A 16,623-nucleotide genomic window follows, 5' to 3' on the forward strand; every position below is an offset into this window, starting at 1 on the left:
AAGCCAACCAAATTACAAAATGCAGGTTAGATTGACGTGAGTAAATTACATCTATATACCAATTCTTTGTTTGACGATCTTCGTCAGCAGCAGGATGAACTTGCTGACCGAGCAGTTTCCGCCTTGATCCAAAACCCGGATTGGGTCAAAACCATCAACTCGTGGGAAAGAATTCCTGATAAATTATCGCAGGATTTTTCAAAAGAGGTCACTGATTTTTTTGAGTTTTACAGAAGAAAAGACTCATCTGATGTAAGGGCTATTCTAGAACGAGGCCAACAATTTTTTGAAGAAAACGGAGATTTTTACACGGCCCTGCTTGGTTTTTATTCCTTGCCGTATTGTTATGCTTTCGCCGATGGGGCAGAGGTTTTGGTTAGATCCAAGCGAATCATCGATGCCATTGGAGAGCGACTTGGGGAGACCGGATATTTTGTGATGGAAATATTTCGACCCGGAGCATTTATATCGGACAACAGGGCCTATTTGGTTTGCGCCAAGGTTCGGCTGATCCATGCTTATAGCAGGTATTTTATCAAGCATTATGCAAAAGATTGGCAGTCCGCTTACGGCATGCCTGTAAATCAGGAGGATATGATCGGGACGAATATTGCTTTTAGCCAAATCGTCCTCAGAGGACTCTTTAAGTTGGGAATATCGATAGATGAGGCTGAGCATCAAGCAGTGTTGGCTTATTGGAGATGGATAGGGGAGTTGATCGGAATTGATGTAAACTATTGGCCTGAAACCTCCAAAGAAGCTTTTGAGCTGGATAAATTGATTCGATCAAGAAATATCCGAGCCTCAGCTGCTGGTCAAAAATTAATCGGTGCCTTGCTCAGTTATTACCGAAAGGCAGTTCCTGATGCTGCCTTGGCATCACAAGTCGAAGGAATAGTTTCCTTCTTCTTAGGTAAAGAAGCCTCAAAAGCACTTAATCTTAAATCAAAAATATCTTTTCAAGGTGATCTACTCGGATTGTTCTTCAAATTGAATGGATTAAAGAATTTCGGAGCGAAAAAAAGCTATACTACCCTCAAAAGAGCACTCGATCAACAGCAAATCCAGCAGTTTGGAAAACTGATGACCATCCAACTTCCTGTCATTTCCCGTTCGTAATCGGACACAATTTTGTACGCTAATCAGGCAGTCATTTTAAACTAGGGCGGTAGCTGGCACTTTTGAGCCACATTTGCATGCTGGCACCTTTTTCGTACTTTGAGAGCCATGAAGCCATTCATCCCATATCTTAATCGATTCCCGCTGGAGTTGGTCTTTTGGATCGGAAGCATAATCACCATTCTGATGTTCGACCCTCACTCCGGAAGTCACCTGAGTCTTTGTCCACTCAGTCAGCTCGGAATCGATTGGTGTCCGGGTTGTGGATTAGGAAGGTCCATGAGTCTCTTGGCGCATGGGGAATTTGAGGCATCCTTGTCTATGCATCCGCTCGGTATACTTGCCTTCGGGGTGATCTTTCACCGAATTTGGAATCTTGTAAAAAACCTTAAAACAACACACAATTATGGCAAATGTATTGAGACACCTTCCTGAACTGGAAGGAATGGAACTGGGGTACATCCAGGGTTTGATGAAAAACATGGATGAGGACCAAGCGTCCCTCTTCGCCCAAGTCTACCGGGCACGAAGAAAAGACGCGCAGATGATTTTAATTCTGACCTTGATCGGTTTCTTTGGATTTGCCGGCTTGCATCGGTTTATCCTAGGTCAAATTGGACTTGGTATATTGTACATCCTGACACTTGGCTTGTGTTTTATCGGTACAATTGTCGACTTGGTCAACTATAAAAGTTTAGCCTATGAATACAATGTGAAAATGGCTCATGAAACTTTGGCCATGATTTCCAATCACTTCCCAACCATGGGTAATTCATCTGTCTAATCTCCTTCAACTCTTAACTTTATTAGCCTCGGGTATCCGGGGCTTTTTTATTTTCAGGTAGTGAGCCGATTTACCAATCCTCAGATTTGGCTGAGGGGATAATCGTTGTTTCAAATTCCTCAAATTCAGCTTTACCTTTTTCCGACAGGATCAAATGATATTTTTGGAGCAATTCACCTGCGCTTTTCAACTCCTCAAAAGAAGCTTGGGTAATATGAAACGGAAGTTCGATCAGATTTTCAGCTTTGGGTGAAAATGGTGGAGCTATTGCTGAAGAAAAATAAAATGGCCACATGGTTTTTGCGCAGCTAATCCCCCAAAAGTCAATGGGGTATAGGGATGAATAACTAGTTAAGCGCTCATTTATTTCTTCAAAAAACCGCTCGGTTTCAGCTAATCTGATACGTGAGCCTGCACGCGATTTACCTCTGGTTTTGAGATGTTTAATCTGGGATTTTCCCTGCTTTTGTCTGACCATATAAGCTCTGAAAACCTTGTGGTCAATGAGCTGACCTTGATGAAAATATCCTGTGACGGCCTGTCCTGCCCGGATCAAAACCAATGAAAAATGTGTGTCCGGATTTTCGGCTATTTCAGCATTTTGAGAACATTCAACTGTCCAAGGCAGATAGATTTTTGCCAACCAATCCTGTCCTTCTTCAATCAAGATTTGGTGCTTTTCTTTGAGGTAAGTAAAAATGAATTTCCGGTTTGAAGATTCAGCGATCAGCGCTTTAACAATTTTTTGGCTGATGATCCGAGCTTGTGGAATATTCATTTCTGTGGAAAAACTATTGGCTATATTTGCACAAATAAAGAGAAAATCATGCAGGAAAATATTCAAAAAGTTTTTGACCGGATGTGTGATCCCAAAGAATCCGAAGCTTATTTTTTTGCTGATAAACTTGGGGGTTTGGCAGATGAAGAGGCAAAAGATAAACTTTTAGAATTGGTAAAAGGGGATAATTGGGAACTCGCCTACCTGTCTTGTAGAGCGCTATCCAAGACCAAGTTTCAGGAGGAAGCCTTAGATGTGATTTTTGAAACAATTTTTGACAAAAAGAACAAATCAGTGCAAGGCGCTTTTGTTCAGATTTTAGAGGATTTTGATCTGAGTGACCGATTTGTCGACGTCTTTAAAGTTTTCCTTTTTGGAAACTACAAAGCCTCAACACTTGCAAAAGTTTACCTCGATGAGATTGAATTCGATATTACTCCCAGGACTATCCGCAAAGCTGAAAAGCATTGGAATCACTACCTGCATAATCCTGAGGATGAGGGAAGTGTCGAGGTGAAAAAGTCAGAAGTTGAGCCTATGTTGCAGGAAATGAGGGAATTATTTTCCTGATCAATACAACAAATCCATTGTTCCTCAGTTTAATAAAGCATGAGGAAGCTGGAAGTAATTGAGTTACATCATCAGTTTTTTAACGATTTTGGGTTTGAATTTCACTCAAGTAATTTGTTGTACCATAAAAACTTTCCCCAAGGTCAGCAAGTTATTTTTGTCCACTTTACAGAATACCCTGATGTCAGCTATCTGGAATATAACCTTGGCATTAGAATTCATGCTGTTGAGGAAATTATCCATCGATTTTTACCAACCCTCAGCGATTACTCGGATCGATCTATTACGCTGATTCAAACTCCCGACAAAATCGGAAAAACAATACCAAAGCGATTTGTCATAGAAAACGACAGTCAATTGGCAGAAGCGATCATGGCTGCGGAAAAGTTTTTCGTCATGCATGGATTTTATTGGCTTGACGAGATGATTCAGCCTGAAAATCTGGAAATAGCTTTTGCGGAGCGAAAAGAAAAGGCTTTTAAGACTCAAAACTTTGTTTACAATTCCTTTAGAGGTGTAACCCTAGCCAAAATCTACAATCCGGAAAACTATCCTGTTTTAAGGCAAATTTATCTTGAAAATATCAAGCAAAAAGAAATGACGCCGTTTACCATTGCTTCTTTTCTTCAGCTTTTGGATTACTTGGACAAGCTTGATGCCTGAATTAAATGGAAAACCGAGAAAATCCGAGTTCTTAGCTTTTCCAATTTTCGCTTCTTGCTTCTTATTTTTAAATAGAATTACCCAGATAATTCAATTCTACCACTTCTTTTTGACTCCTCTCACTGCCTCAGCACTGATCGGGTCTTCAGGCCATTCATGCTTTGGATACCGCCTTTTGAGTTCTTTTTTTACTTCGAAATACCCATTTGCCCAAAAGCTCTTTAGATCCTGAGTCACCTGAACAGGTTTATATCCCGGGGATAGTAACTCTATCAAAACGGAGATTTTTCCTGCATTTACCTTTGGCGTTTCCATTAACCCAAATAATTCCTGAAGCCGAACCGAAAGAAGGGGAGTTTCTCCATCGGACTTATATTCTATGGGAATTTGACTTCCTGAAGGCACATTTAATCGGCTTGGAGCCATTTGATTTAAATGTTTTTGCTGTTCAAAAGTAAGACTGTGAAGTAGGATCTGGCCGATATTAAGTTTCTTTAGATCATCGTTTTTAGTCACATGATCCAAGTACGGATCTAGCCAATCTTTTGCATTGATGCACAGGTATTCTGAGGTCCAAGAAGGCCATTCCTGTTCCGGGTTCCAGCTTTTTAAAGATTGTATTCGAAAAATCAATTGCTCAACTTCTTCATTAAAATCCAAAAGCATTTCTCCGTCTTCTGCGATAGCTTCCAAAATTGCTGCCTTCGCCAATGACTTTTCAATTTTCTGCAGGGGACGGGTTCCTAAAATAATTGCGCCGATCCGAACCTCCGAGTGAGCGATCAGGCCTCCTTTTTTCCGGTCCCAAGTCAACACTTCTTTTGTTTTAAGCATCGGTGCCAAATCTTTGGGGTTTAAGGGTGCAGCAAGCCATATTTTCCCCATTCCTTCACGTGCGTCGACATGGGCAACTGCCAGCCAAGATTCATGCGCCAAATCATCCCGGTGCCCTATTTGAGCAATTTTCCCGTTGGAAAGCTGAAATTGAGCATTGTTGCCGGGGCGTGCAGCAGCAATTCGCTCCGGATATGCGTAAGCCAAAAGCAAACCTGTCTGCCAAGGATCTACGGGACTATTTTCAGGTTGAATACCAAACATTCTTCGATATTGTCCGGCTACTTTTTCGATTTTCTTGATTCGAGCCAAATTTACCCCACGGCTTCTAAATCTCCGAAGTGCTTCAATTCTCAAATTCAAATCCACCCCGGAATCCTGTGGAAGCGGATCTCGTTCTTCCAAAACTGCCGCGATATCAGTAGCCAATCCAAGTTGATTTAAGCGCTTCGCAAAAATCAGCATGTGTGCAATCCGTGGATGACAGGGCACTTGATGGATTTCCTTACCATGCTCGGTTAGGCTTCCATCCAAAATTGCATCCAAAGCCTCCAGGGTTTTTTCAGCCAAAGCCAATGTTCCGGCAGGAGGTGGTGTAAGCCAAGACATGGATCGGATTTCCTGTTTTCCCCATGCCTTCATATCCATTACTAAAGCTGTCAAATCTGCTTCCATCAATTCCGGAACCCGATATTCGGACAGTTGTGACTGGGTGCTTTTTGTCCAAAGCCGGTAAGAATGACCGGCAGTCAAACGCCCTGCACGACCACTTCGCTGGTCAGCCGAATCCTTGGAGATACGGTGTAAAACCAACCTGGAAAGTCCCGAGCGGGCATCAAATCGATTGGACTTTGCAAAACCTGAATCCACCACAACTTTGATCCCTTCGATCGTCAGTGAGGTTTCGGCAATGTCAGTGGAAAGAACAATTTTTCGCTTTCCCGAAGGGTGTGGGAGAATAGCCTGATTTTGCTCTGAAGGTGAAAGTTGACCGTAAAGCGGTAAAACCACTGCATCAGGGATCGCTCGACGGAGAATTTCTTCTGCTTTTTTGATTTCTCCCTGACCGGGAAGGAAAACCAGAAAATCACCTTCATGCTTTTTGGTCAAAGGGATAATTTGTCGGGCAGCATCTTCTCCGATAGCATATTCATCCACTTCAGAAAGGTAATTAACTTTCACCGGGTACTGCCGGCCTTGACTTTGAATCACTTTTGCCCCCAACAAGCCGGAAAGCTGCTCGGCATCGATCGTCGCCGACATGAGCAAAATCCGAAGATCAGGCCTGAGAACCTGTTGGATCTCACGACACAGTGCCAAAGCAACTTCTGAATGGAGATTTCGCTCATGAAACTCATCAAATATTACCAATCCTACATTTTCCAAAGCATTGTCGCTGTGCATCATTCGGGTCAAAATCCCCTCGGTGATGACTTCAAGCCGTGTTTGCGCCGTGATTGCGGATTCAAATCTAATCCGATAGCCGACTGTTTTTCCCAAATCCTCTCCCAGCATTCCGGACATCCGCTGCGCGATACTTTTGGTCGCCAACCGGCGGGGCTCAAGCATGATAATCTTTTTGCCTTTTAACCAAGGTTCATCCAAGAGTACCAAAGGCAAAAGGGTACTCTTTCCTGCTCCCGGAGGTGCCTGGATGATTAAGGAATTTTGTGTGGAAAGGTGATTTTTGACCTGAGGTATGATTTCTGCAACAGGAAGGTCAAAGGAAAAAGGATTGAACTCGGACATAAGTTGCGAATTTAAGCCATCCTAGATTAGTTTTTGGTTGACTTTTAAAAAGACAACAAAAAAACCAACCTAATTTTAATTTTTTCTTTTCATTTTTCTCTAATGATCATCTTCCAGATTCAGGATTATTTTTTATTGACAATATGTGTCAAATAGACTGGATACTTTTTCCTTCTGCTTATATTTAGTGATTATTCCAAAGTAACTATGGCTAAATCAGAACTAATCGAACAGCAAAAAATCCTGCGGGTTTTCAAATTGATCAATCTGCTACAAGGAAATATAGGAAAGCCGGTTCATCGCTTGGCGGAGCTATTGGAAACCAACGAGCGAACCATTTATCGATATTTCAAATTGCTGGAGGCTTTGGGATTCGTTGTAATCAAAGAATTCAACAAATATAAAATCAACGAAAGACCGGAATATTTACCGGCAACCTCGACTTTTGGAAGTTTTTCTCAGGAGGAAAATCTTTGGCTCAAGGGTTTGATTGAAAGTCAGGGTAAGGCAAACCTACTACGTGATTCGCTTCTGCAAAAGCTTCAGCTAAAATCGGAAGTAAAGCAGGGGACAGAGCAACTTTTTAAGGCAAACCTCGGCCGGTTTGTGGATCTCATTGGGGAGGGGATTTGGGGCAAAAAGCAAATTTGGTTGAAGGATTATTATTCTCTGAGCGGTGATACTGTTTCAGACAGGTTGGTCGAACCTGTGGGCTTTTCTACCGATTATGAAAATATTCATGCGTATGAAATTGAAAGCAAGAGCATGAAAGTGTTTAAAATTGAACGGATAGGAGAGGTTGTTCTTAGTTTGGATAGTTGGAAAAATGAGAATAAGCATGAACTCCCCGGTCAGGCACTTTTTGGCTACACCGGAAAAAGTAAGTTTAGGGTAAAATTGAGGCTTAGTAAGAAGGCGTATCAATTAATGCTTGAGGAATATCCCAATGCGCTTCCCTTCATGTACATCAAAAACCGAAACCAATATTACTTTGAAGGTGAAATACCTCAACTTCCCGGTTTGGCGCGATTTATTTTGGGACTGCCGGGAGAAGTCAAGCTGGAAGAAGGAGAGGAGATGAAGACGTATTTGAAGGAGCAGATAGGCAAGGGAGTGTTTTGACAGGCAACAGTCCGATATCCAAAATCTCAAGAGATCAAGAATATTAATACAAAAGCCCGATTTCAACGTGAAACCGGGCTTTTGTATCTTGAATCTTATGACTTGTTTCCGGCATCAAAAGTCCAAATACTATTTATCCCCATAGAGTTCTTTGCTGACTTCTTCATATTTGTCACCGACTGCCCATTTGGGTCGCTGGTTCCAATTGGCTACTTTTTGTGCAGAGAGGATATAGGATTTCCAATAGATCTTTGCATAATCCATGTCAAAGCTGTCCACTTCATCTGCGGCTTTGTGATAATATTGTTGGATTTCATCATCAAATGCAGTGAATCCTAATGTGAAGCTTGGCGCAGGAATTCCTTTTCTGGCAAAATTCACATTGTCTGAACGATCAAATAGCCCCTGTTCCGGAGAAGGATCTGCCTTTGCCGTCAAGCCAAACTCAGCAACAGCTTCCTCAATCATAAAATCTGCGCTGGTTCTACCCAAACCAATCACTGTGATGATGGACGTATCGTTATAACCGGCATTGTCAATATTCAAATTGTAAACTATTTGGTTTAACGGAATCAATGGATTGTTGGCAAAGTAGCCACTTCCCAAAAGTCCTTTTTCCTCAGCAGTCCAAAGTGCAAAAATGACAGATCGTTTTGGAGGATTCTGTACGAAGTATTTGGCTGCATTAATCACAGCAACAGTGCCAACAGCATTGTCTCTTGCGCCATTGTATATAGAATCTCCTTTGGCATCAGGAGCACCTACGCCCACGTGATCGTAGTGCGCTGAGAGCATGATGAATTCATTTTTCAAAACCGGATCAGTACCTTCAATCCAAGCCAGGACATTTTTACCGTCTATGTCTACGTTAACTTTACCTTGAATCGCAATTACAGCATTTTTTAGTTTATCACCTGTCATTTGGTTTTTTGCATCCTCAATCCAAACGTAGGGTAAATCACTTGCGGAACCTTGATCGACGCTCATTTGAGGGCGGTTAAGGAATCCGGAAACCAATTGCCATGGAACTGAGGGTACATTGAATCGTTCGATCAGGGCAACAGCTCCGGCTTCTTTTGCACGTAGGGTTTTGGTTCTTCCTTCAGAGAAAAGTTGGTTTGGGCTTAACTTATTTGGCGCACCGGCATTGGTGATTGCGATTTTTCCTTTCAAATCCTTCCCTGCAAAATCCTCATCCATGCCAAATCCCACATCTACCAGTTCGTAAGTGCCTGAGAAGGATTTCCCATCCAAAACCAGCATGTTCTGGCCTTGAGTGAATTCCTTATCTCCGATTTTCAGGGATCCTGATTTTGGAGGGGAGGAAAGCCGAAAGGGGATGTTTTGGTAAAATCCATCCGCACCTGGAAGGGGAGTAGCTCCTGCTTTTTTGAGCAGATCTGCAATAAAGGTATAAGCCAACTTCATCTCAGGTCTGGCAGGGTCTCTTCCCATCAGTTCATCTGAAGCCAAGTAGGTGAACTCTTCAATGGCTGCCTTTGAATCAAATTTCTTTTCGATGTCTTGCTTTTGGGCAAAAGAAAATGAGCCAATGGCAAGCAGTAAGCTCATGGTAATGGTTAATCTCTTCATAGGGTAATTAAATAATGGGGGAAAATAGCGCAAATTCTCGATTTCAATTCGAAGCCTGTAGAATTTCATTCGGTTTCCACGCCAATTCTTGCATGATTGTTCGGAAATGTACAGGAATAGGGCAGGAGACTGAAATTTTTTCACCTGTTATGGGATTGTTTACAGACAACTTCCATGCATGAAGCAAAAGATTATTCAATCTAAATTGCTTTTCGAAAAAGATGTTTTGCTTGTTATCCCCGTGCTTTTTATCTCCGACAATGTAGTGTCGAATATGAGCCAAATGTCTTCGGATTTGATGAGTTCTTCCTGTCATCAGATCGACTTCGAACAAACTGTATCGGCTGGTAGGGTAGCGGCCGGTGGAATTGAAAGGAATTTCCGATTCAGCGATGACCTTGTATTTAGTTTGCGCCTCCTGAAGTTTTCCGGATCGCTCACTTGTCAGAGGATGATCGATCAGATTTTCTTTTTCTACAGGAATGCCGCGGACTATGGCGAGGTAAGTTTTTTCCACTTTTCGATCGCTGAATTGTGCTTTCATTAAAGGAAGAATTGCCTCATTTTTTGCAAAAAGCAAGGTTCCACTCGTAGCCCGATCCAATCGATGAACCGGTGCCACCCATGATCCGATCTGATCCCGAAGTTGGATTAAGGCATTTTCATCCTCTCCAAAAGCCTGACGGGTCCGGTGAACCAGCAATCCGGCAGGTTTGTCAATGATGATTAAGTGTTCGTCTTCGAAGAGGATGTCTAGCATAAGGATTTTTAACCAAGGAGTACGCGGAGGAAAATTGAGAGGGCGCAAAGATTGAATTTTGCCACTAAGGCACAAAGACTCTAAATTTTTAAATGTTTTAATCTTTTAAGATCTGCGATTCTCTGCGACTTTTTCTGCGGTAATCAGCGGGAAACTAAAATATCGTTCCGCTTCCGATACATTCTTCTCCTTGGTACCAAGCCACAAACTGTCCGGAAGCAATTCCTTTTTGGGCATTTTCAAAGATCACATACAATCCATTTTCCCGCATAATCAGAGTCGCTTTGGAAAGCGGCTGACGGTATCGGATGCGTGCCACATATTCGGCTGATTCTCCTAGCCGAAGTGCCAAATCTTCTCTGATCCAATGGATCTCGTCATTTTTCACAAAGAGTCCAAATCGGTTTAACCCGGGATGATTCTCACCTAAACCTGTGAAAATGACATTCTCTTTCGTGTCTGTGGAAATGACAAAAAGTGGCTTACCTGTGCCGCCTACTTGGAGTCCTTTGCGCTGACCTACGGTAAAATAGTGTGCGCCATTGTGCTCACCCAAGATTTTTCCCTGATCAGCTGTGAAATGTATCGGTAAGGAATTCGCATTCAAAATGTCATCATCCCAATCTTCAGTAGCAATTCCCACAGGCATTTGCAGCTTTTGAAAGACCTCCAGATTTTCAGGAATCTGAATGATTTTACCTTTTTTTGGTTTGAGTTGCTGCTGAAGGAATTCAGGCAGGCGTACTTTACCGATGAAGCAAAGTCCTTGTGAATCTTTCTTTTCAGCAGTGATTAAATCTGCTTCTTTGGCGATTTTTCGTACATCGGGTTTTTGTAAATGGCCGATGGGGAAAAGCGCCTTGGAAAGTTGCGCTTGGGAAAGTTGGCAAAGAAAATAGCTTTGATCTTTGTTTGGATCGGCTCCGGCAAGCAGCTGATAAACTGGCTTTCCGTCTACTTGGATTTCACCTTTCTGACAATAATGTCCTGTGGCTACAAAGTCCGCTTTGAGCTTTTGGGCAGCTTTTAAGAAAATATCGAATTTGATTTCCCGGTTGCAGAGGATGTCCGGATTTGGTGTGCGTCCGGCTTCGTATTCCGAAAACATGTAATCCACGATCCGCTCCCGGTATTCTTCACTGAGATCGATGGCTTGGAAGGGGATACCGAGTTTTTCGGCCACTAGCATCGCATCGGTGGAGTCTTCCATCCAAGGGCACTCGTTGGAGATGGTGACGGATTCATCGTGCCAGTTTTTCATAAACATGCCGATGACTTCGTAGCCCTGATCGAGTAATAATTTGGCAGCCACGCTGCTGTCGACTCCGCCCGAAAGGCCTACGACTACTCTAGGTTTTGTTTTCATAGGTAAGAATTAATGGATTCAAGGTCCATTAGGTTACGGAGATGAAACGTCGATTTGATTTCAATAAGTTCGTGAAGGTAAGAAATTGAAATAACTCGTCCGCCGTGGCGGATTGAAAAATTTTAATATTGAAAAATTGGCACTTCAGGGGATAAAGGCAATAATTTTCCAATCTTGCAATCTTCCAATTTTACAATAAAATGTCCCTCGAAAAACGAATAGCAAATGGAGATTTTTTAACTGAACTCCAATTCCAGACTGCACGAAGCGGGGGGCCGGGAGGACAAAACGTCAATAAGGTTGAGACGAAAGTTCAGTTGAGTTTCGATGTCAACAAGTCATTGGTCCTGAGCGAGGAAGAAAAACTGACTTTGCTTCAAAAAGCGAAAAACAAGATCGATCAGGAAGGGAATTTGAATCTTTCCTGTCAGGAAAAGCGCTCTCAAATTCAGAACAAAGAGCTGGTGATCAAGAAATTTTATGATTTGCTAAAAACAGCTTTTCACAAAAAGAAAATCCGAAAAGCAACGAGACCAAGCAAAGGTGCTATTGAAGATCGCTTAAAATCAAAGAAGGTTCAGGCGGAAAAGAAGGCAAATCGGAAGTGGAAAGAGTGAAAACGGTATCTAGTATTTGGTGTCAAGAATCAAGACTGAAACCAGAATAAGGATAAAAATTAGGAGGCTAAAGTGTGAAAGTTAAAGTCAGAAGTCCAAGATTATTTTTTTGAGGATTTGGATTTTTTCCAAGTCATAAAGAACAGTGTAAAGCCAGAAGCAATCGTGGCCAATCCAAACAGGGAAAATGCCCTCAACAGGAGGTTGTTGAAATTGTCCCGACCGGCGTAATCCATCGTGTGAAACATCCAAAGCGTGTCAAACCAGCGCCAGTTTCTATGCCTGACGCGTTCAAAATTTCCGCTTTTGGCATCAATGTAAGCTGTAAGATTCTCGGGATGCTCAAAGTTAACCGCCCAAGCCGGTAGGGGACGGCCCCGATATTCGTGGTGCGAACCAGTCTCCGTCAGGTATTCGGCAGACTTGATTCCAAAGTCACCTTTGATATAGATTTTGGCGATCTCCTTGGCTTCATCTTCGGTGATTTCACCTTTGGAAGCCCCAGTTTGGGCATGAAACAGTTGCTGCCCATTTACCCAATAGTAGGGTTGGTGTTTGACAAACCGGAGTTCCAGGCTGGCAATTTCCAGAGTAGAATCCAAACTTGCGGGATCGACCAAATTGGCAGCAGTCATATGCATCATGTGATCCTGGTGAAAATGATCCCCGTGAATCTCGTCGATGTCTGTCCAAGAAAAATAAAGTCCTGAGATCGTCCAGAACAGAAATTGTATCCCGATGAAAACACCTAAAAAGCGGTGGATTCTTCGGGCGTAGAATTGATTGTTCTTTCGCATCTTACTTGTTGATTACTTCAAAACTCACTTTTGTCTTATCCCAAGCCATGCTTATTTCTGCTGTATTCGCAGATTTTTCGGTGACAGTGTAAGTAAGTGATTCGACTGTTTCTGTAAGAATCTCCGGCGTTACCGTCATGCGGATGATATCCTCGGCTGAATTGTAATCGTCTGCAAGGTGCATGTCCCAAACTTTATTTAGAATGAGTGTCCATTCGGTTTCTCCGGGAATGGTGAAGAAGCCGTATTTCCCTGCCGGGATTTCTTTTCCTCCGATCAATACATTTTTATCAAACTTTATACTTGTGGCTTTATGCGCTCCGGTGGACCAAACTTCTCCAAACCCAACCAGTCCACCGAAAATTTGCCTTCCCCGGACACTTGGGGAGGAGTAGTCGATGTGGATGTGATTTCCTCCGATCACTGCCATCGCTTCGGTTTTTGGGCTTTTGGAGGCAGCAGGTGCAGCTGCTGTTTGGTGCTGACTGTGATCTTCTGCTGTTACATTTTCAGATTCCGTTTTGGATGAACAAGAAAGTGCAACTAAAAGGAAAATGGCTGAGATAATGGGTGAATACTTCATAGTGCTGTGGGATGGTGCGTGATAGGTTATTTGTTATTGGGTTATTTGTAAAGGTTATTTTAACCTTCTTACTTTGTACCTGGTACTTAGTACTTCGTACATTCAATCCGTTTCAAAATACAAATGGTAATGCTTGCTGCATCCGGGGTTAAAGCCCGATTTACAACTTGGACAGAAATTGTTTGATGCCATGTAATCTTTAATACTTAATTCGGTACCGCAAACGCCACAAAGAATTGCTTTTTGGTCAAATTCTGCCTTTGGCCAGACTTTATGCTCATGGTCCGCTTCCTCTTCATGGCAAGAAAAGCAGGGGTAATACTTGTCACAGCATTTGAATTTGATGGCGATAATGTCCAATTCGGAATGCCAATGCACACAGCGGGTTTGATTGTCCACGGGTTTTCCGAAAACATTTACTCCGCGGATTTGTGAGACTTTCAGCGGTTCCAATACTTTCTCTTGAGCAAATGAACCTGCTGTGAAAAGCAGAATAAGTCCAAGTGTAAATAGTACATTTTTTCTCATTGGATTGATCGGTATATGTTCATCCGCATTAATTCAGCTAAATTCTAATCAATGGATTTGAAGATCAAAGCGGCGCAATTTCCCCTTTTTAAGGGGGTTAGGGGGATTTAATTCTACAAAAATATGGATTTGTGCAGCATTCCGAATTTTCAAATAATTCAGAAGGCGGGTCCTAAATAAGGCCCGCCTCCCAATTTGATTTAATTCAAAGCCAAAGTTTCCTCTACTCGACCGCAGGTCAACATCGAGCTTCCAAACAATGGATTTTTGATGTCTTCATTGGCACTCAGCCACATGCCACCTTTGTTTCCCTTGTACATCGGGCAATACTGATGGTAAAGTGTGCGGTCAGCACCGGCTATTTTCAGGAACTCCTTCATGGTAACACTAAGTGACTGAAAACTTTCACGCTGGGCAGCAATGTCTCCAGCTGCCAATTTTTCGGCAAATCCGGTAGCTTCTACCTGTAGTCTTTCTAATTCTTCGGGGTCATTTGCCTGAGATGACGCGATATCATATGCTTTAAGATCGGAAACTAAGGCAACACTTTTGATTGAAGCAGTTGCTTGATCATCGGCGACCAAAGCATCTTTTACAGCTAAGTACCCGTCAATAATTGCCGTTGTGGACTTTGAACTTTTCACTGCCAAAGCTTTGGCGGTAGTCCCGTCACTCGAAGCGTGGGCTTCTGCATGAGTTTCTTTTGAGGTGGATTTTTCTCCGCAGGAAAACACTGCAAAGGTGATTAAGGAAGCAAATAATAGTGTCTTTTTCATGTGTTTATAATTTGTTTTTAAGTGGCCACATGGAATCTCGCATGGTGAATAATCATCCCAGTGTGTGACACCGAAGGTCCATGCTTGATTTCATTTGAAATTAATTTGGTTTTTGATAAGTGTTAGATTCTAATTCTTTCAAGTTACGGTTTGTAAAGAAATAGACCTGTCAGGTTTTCAAAACCTGACAGGTCTTAGTTATTCTTAATGATTATGTGCGGTAGGAGCAGAAGATGAATTCCCAGCTAGATTCATCACCGGCTGACCTTTGAGATAGGTTTGCTTGACTTCTCCGCAGTTCAGCATGGATGCGCCGAAATAGGGATTGGTGATTTCCTTTTGCTCTGACAGCCAATAGGCGCCCTGATCTCCAAATGCCATGGGGCAGAAATCCTTGTACACCACAGCTTTGTTCAATCCGAATGTTTCTGTCACCTCCAGCATGTGAAAAGAAAGCATTGAGAAATGCTTTCGGGCTTCCTCTAGGTCTTTGGTATTAGCCATCTTCGTTTTGGCATCTTTTAATCCTGAAAGCATCCCCATCCAAAGGTCATGGGCCTCGCCTTTCACTAAATTCATATTTACTTTTCCCAAATTTTGATCTAAAGTACTCAGGGATTTTTGGGATTCTGAAAGGTTGTCTTTAACCAGATTATTTTTCACCAGAAAATAGGCATCTGCTACCGATGTAATTTGATCCCTGAACTCCTGCGAGACCTCCAAAGATTTGGTCTTTGGTCTGTTCATCATGCTGAATTGTCCTGAAAGCTGAGCGGCGGCATCGATGGCAAAAACACCGTTGGTCACGATTTCCTCCCCAGCCTGCAAGCCTGCTTCAATGATGTAATTATCTCCCATTCTAGGGCCTAAAGTTACTTCACGCATTTCAAAGGTAGGCATCTCCGCATCCGGGATTTTAACATAGATTACAGATCGCTTTCCCGACCATAAAACCGCTGTTCTCGGAACGGATATTCCGGAAGCTGCTGACTTTGCGTTGGTCCTGATTCGTGCTGTGACAAACATTTCAGGCTTCAGTTTCTGGCCTGAATTTGTGATTTCAGCCCGCACAGATGCTGCACGAGTATTCGGATTGATTAATCGGTCGATGAACGTGATCTTCGCCTTAAACTCATCTCCGGGAAAACCTGCGACAGAAAAATTGATTTCGTTACCCAAATTCAGAAATTGTAAATCCGATTCGTAAGCGTCCAATAGCACCCAAAGCTTATTCAGATTGACCACATTAAATAGCACGGTACCTGTGCTGACATAATCTCCCACAGCTACATTGCGCTGTACAACCACACCGGATTGATCTGCAAGAATGTCAATTTGTTCGGTGACTTTTCCGGATTGCTCAATCGCATTGATTTGACTTTCGGTCAGCTTCCAGAATTTGAGTTTTTCTTTGGCCGCCTGATAAAGTTCAGGAAAATCGTTTTTGCTTTTAACAGCTTCAAGAAGTTCACGTTGCGCAGAAAGCATTTCGGGGGAATAGAGTGTCGCCAGGCGTTGGCCGGCTTTGACTTCCTCTCCGGTAAAGCTTACAAACAAGCGTTCGATTCTTCCGGGGTATTTTGCAGTTACTGATGCTTTTTCCCGCTCGTCCGGTTGGATTTTCCCCGTGAGAAAGAGTTCACCGGAAGCATTCACCCCAGCAATTTTTGTGGTGTGGATTTGGGCCATAGCCACAGCCTCCGGAGTCATTTCGTAGGCCATTGGATTGGAAGATGAACCGGAAGAGGTGGAAACAGGGATAAGATCCATCCCGCAAAGCGGGCAGTCTCCCGGTTCGCTCAACTTAACCTGCGGATGCATGGAACAAGTCCAAAGTTGCTTGCTTAAACTTTCCAACCCATGGTTATGGCCATCGGTTGTCTCCAATTGGGAAGGACTTGGCTTGATCAACCAGCCGAATAGTACCCCTATCACCAAAGTGAGGGTAATTAGCGCGAATTTATTTTCGAATATCTTTTTCATT

At 42.8% G+C, this 16,623-nt stretch carries 17 protein-coding genes; 7 read left to right on the forward strand and 10 right to left on the reverse strand.

Annotated elements, in window-relative coordinates; all coding sequences use genetic code 11:
* Positions 1 to 36 precede the first annotated feature (36 nt).
* The 3 genes from BLQ81_RS10250 (at position 37) to BLQ81_RS10260 (ending at position 1,903) form a co-directional block, all read left to right on the forward strand.
* Positions 37 to 1,119: an oxygenase MpaB family protein gene (locus tag BLQ81_RS10250; protein ID WP_175454209.1), complete on the forward strand. Its 1,083-nt coding sequence runs from the start codon at positions 37 to 39 to the stop codon at positions 1,117 to 1,119.
* A gap of 279 nt (positions 1,120 to 1,398) precedes the next feature.
* Complete coding sequence (locus tag BLQ81_RS22710) at positions 1,399 to 1,554, forward strand: DUF2752 domain-containing protein (RefSeq protein ID WP_245693237.1); 156 nt, start codon at positions 1,399 to 1,401, stop codon at positions 1,552 to 1,554.
* The gene (locus BLQ81_RS10260) at positions 1,526 to 1,903 is read left to right on the forward strand and encodes a TM2 domain-containing protein (protein WP_092729862.1); all 378 of its coding nucleotides are present in this window, start codon (positions 1,526 to 1,528) and stop codon (positions 1,901 to 1,903) included. Before BLQ81_RS22710 ends, BLQ81_RS10260 begins: the two co-directional genes overlap by 29 nt.
* Positions 1,904 to 1,973: 70 nt before the next feature.
* On the opposite strand, the gene BLQ81_RS10265 is transcribed toward BLQ81_RS10260, so the two are convergent.
* Complete coding sequence (locus BLQ81_RS10265; RefSeq protein WP_092729863.1) at positions 1,974 to 2,681, reverse strand: hypothetical protein; 708 nt, start codon at positions 2,679 to 2,681, stop codon at positions 1,974 to 1,976.
* A gap of 48 nt (positions 2,682 to 2,729) precedes the next feature.
* Between BLQ81_RS10265 and BLQ81_RS10270 the strand changes: the two genes are divergently transcribed.
* Positions 2,730 to 3,251 carry a HEAT repeat domain-containing protein gene (locus BLQ81_RS10270; RefSeq protein ID WP_092729864.1) on the forward strand — a complete coding sequence of 174 codons (522 nt, stop codon included), beginning with the start codon at positions 2,730 to 2,732 and terminating at the stop codon, positions 3,249 to 3,251.
* Positions 3,252 to 3,290: 39 nt separating this feature from the next.
* The gene (locus BLQ81_RS10275) at positions 3,291 to 3,914 is read left to right on the forward strand and encodes a hypothetical protein (protein WP_092729865.1); all 624 of its coding nucleotides are present in this window, start codon (positions 3,291 to 3,293) and stop codon (positions 3,912 to 3,914) included.
* 96 nt (positions 3,915 to 4,010) lie between these two features.
* On the opposite strand, the gene hrpB is transcribed toward BLQ81_RS10275, so the two are convergent.
* Positions 4,011 to 6,497, reverse strand: coding sequence for an ATP-dependent helicase HrpB (gene hrpB / locus BLQ81_RS10280; RefSeq protein WP_092729866.1), 2,487 nt, complete (start codon positions 6,495 to 6,497; stop codon positions 4,011 to 4,013).
* Between the two features lie 207 nt (positions 6,498 to 6,704).
* Between hrpB and BLQ81_RS10285 the strand changes: the two genes are divergently transcribed.
* Positions 6,705 to 7,619, forward strand: a complete 915-nt coding sequence (locus BLQ81_RS10285; RefSeq protein WP_092729867.1) for a helix-turn-helix transcriptional regulator — start codon at positions 6,705 to 6,707, stop codon at positions 7,617 to 7,619.
* Positions 7,620 to 7,748: 129 nt separating this feature from the next.
* On the opposite strand, the gene BLQ81_RS10290 is transcribed toward BLQ81_RS10285, so the two are convergent.
* The 3 genes from BLQ81_RS10290 to mnmA form a co-directional block, all read right to left on the reverse strand.
* Entirely contained in the window at positions 7,749 to 9,212 is a 1,464-nt protein-coding gene (locus tag BLQ81_RS10290; protein WP_092729897.1) for a M28 family peptidase, read from the reverse strand.
* A 43-nt stretch (positions 9,213 to 9,255) separates the two neighbouring features.
* A complete protein-coding gene (locus BLQ81_RS10295; protein WP_092729868.1) occupies positions 9,256 to 9,972 on the reverse strand; it encodes a pseudouridine synthase in 717 nt (238 codons plus the stop codon).
* 154 nt (positions 9,973 to 10,126) lie between these two features.
* The gene (gene mnmA, locus BLQ81_RS10300; RefSeq protein ID WP_092729869.1) at positions 10,127 to 11,338 is read right to left on the reverse strand and encodes a tRNA 2-thiouridine(34) synthase MnmA; all 1,212 of its coding nucleotides are present in this window, start codon (positions 11,336 to 11,338) and stop codon (positions 10,127 to 10,129) included.
* 200 nt (positions 11,339 to 11,538) lie between these two features.
* Between mnmA and arfB the strand changes: the two genes are divergently transcribed.
* On the forward strand, positions 11,539 to 11,955 hold the full coding sequence (arfB, locus tag BLQ81_RS10305; protein ID WP_092729870.1) for an alternative ribosome rescue aminoacyl-tRNA hydrolase ArfB: 417 nt from the start codon (positions 11,539 to 11,541) through the stop codon (positions 11,953 to 11,955).
* A gap of 101 nt (positions 11,956 to 12,056) precedes the next feature.
* Here arfB and BLQ81_RS10310 read toward each other — a convergent pair whose 3' ends face one another.
* From BLQ81_RS10310 to BLQ81_RS10330, 5 genes are all read right to left on the reverse strand, one after another.
* Positions 12,057 to 12,752 (reverse strand): PepSY domain-containing protein, encoded by a 696-nt coding sequence (locus BLQ81_RS10310; protein ID WP_092729871.1) that lies wholly within the window; start codon positions 12,750 to 12,752, stop codon positions 12,057 to 12,059.
* A gap of 1 nt (position 12,753) precedes the next feature.
* On the reverse strand, positions 12,754 to 13,335 hold the full coding sequence (locus tag BLQ81_RS10315; RefSeq protein WP_092729872.1) for a DUF2911 domain-containing protein: 582 nt from the start codon (positions 13,333 to 13,335) through the stop codon (positions 12,754 to 12,756).
* 102 nt (positions 13,336 to 13,437) lie between these two features.
* Positions 13,438 to 13,863, reverse strand: a complete 426-nt coding sequence (locus BLQ81_RS10320; RefSeq protein ID WP_092729873.1) for a CHY zinc finger protein — start codon at positions 13,861 to 13,863, stop codon at positions 13,438 to 13,440.
* A gap of 200 nt (positions 13,864 to 14,063) precedes the next feature.
* On the reverse strand, positions 14,064 to 14,639 hold the full coding sequence (locus BLQ81_RS10325) for a DUF3347 domain-containing protein (protein WP_092729874.1): 576 nt from the start codon (positions 14,637 to 14,639) through the stop codon (positions 14,064 to 14,066).
* Positions 14,640 to 14,843: 204 nt separating this feature from the next.
* Complete coding sequence (locus BLQ81_RS10330; RefSeq protein ID WP_092729875.1) at positions 14,844 to 16,622, reverse strand: efflux RND transporter periplasmic adaptor subunit; 1,779 nt, start codon at positions 16,620 to 16,622, stop codon at positions 14,844 to 14,846.
* Position 16,623: the final 1 nt, after the last annotated feature.

The organism is Algoriphagus alkaliphilus (genome assembly GCF_900103735.1).
GTDB classification, from domain to species: domain Bacteria; phylum Bacteroidota; class Bacteroidia; order Cytophagales; family Cyclobacteriaceae; genus Algoriphagus; species Algoriphagus alkaliphilus.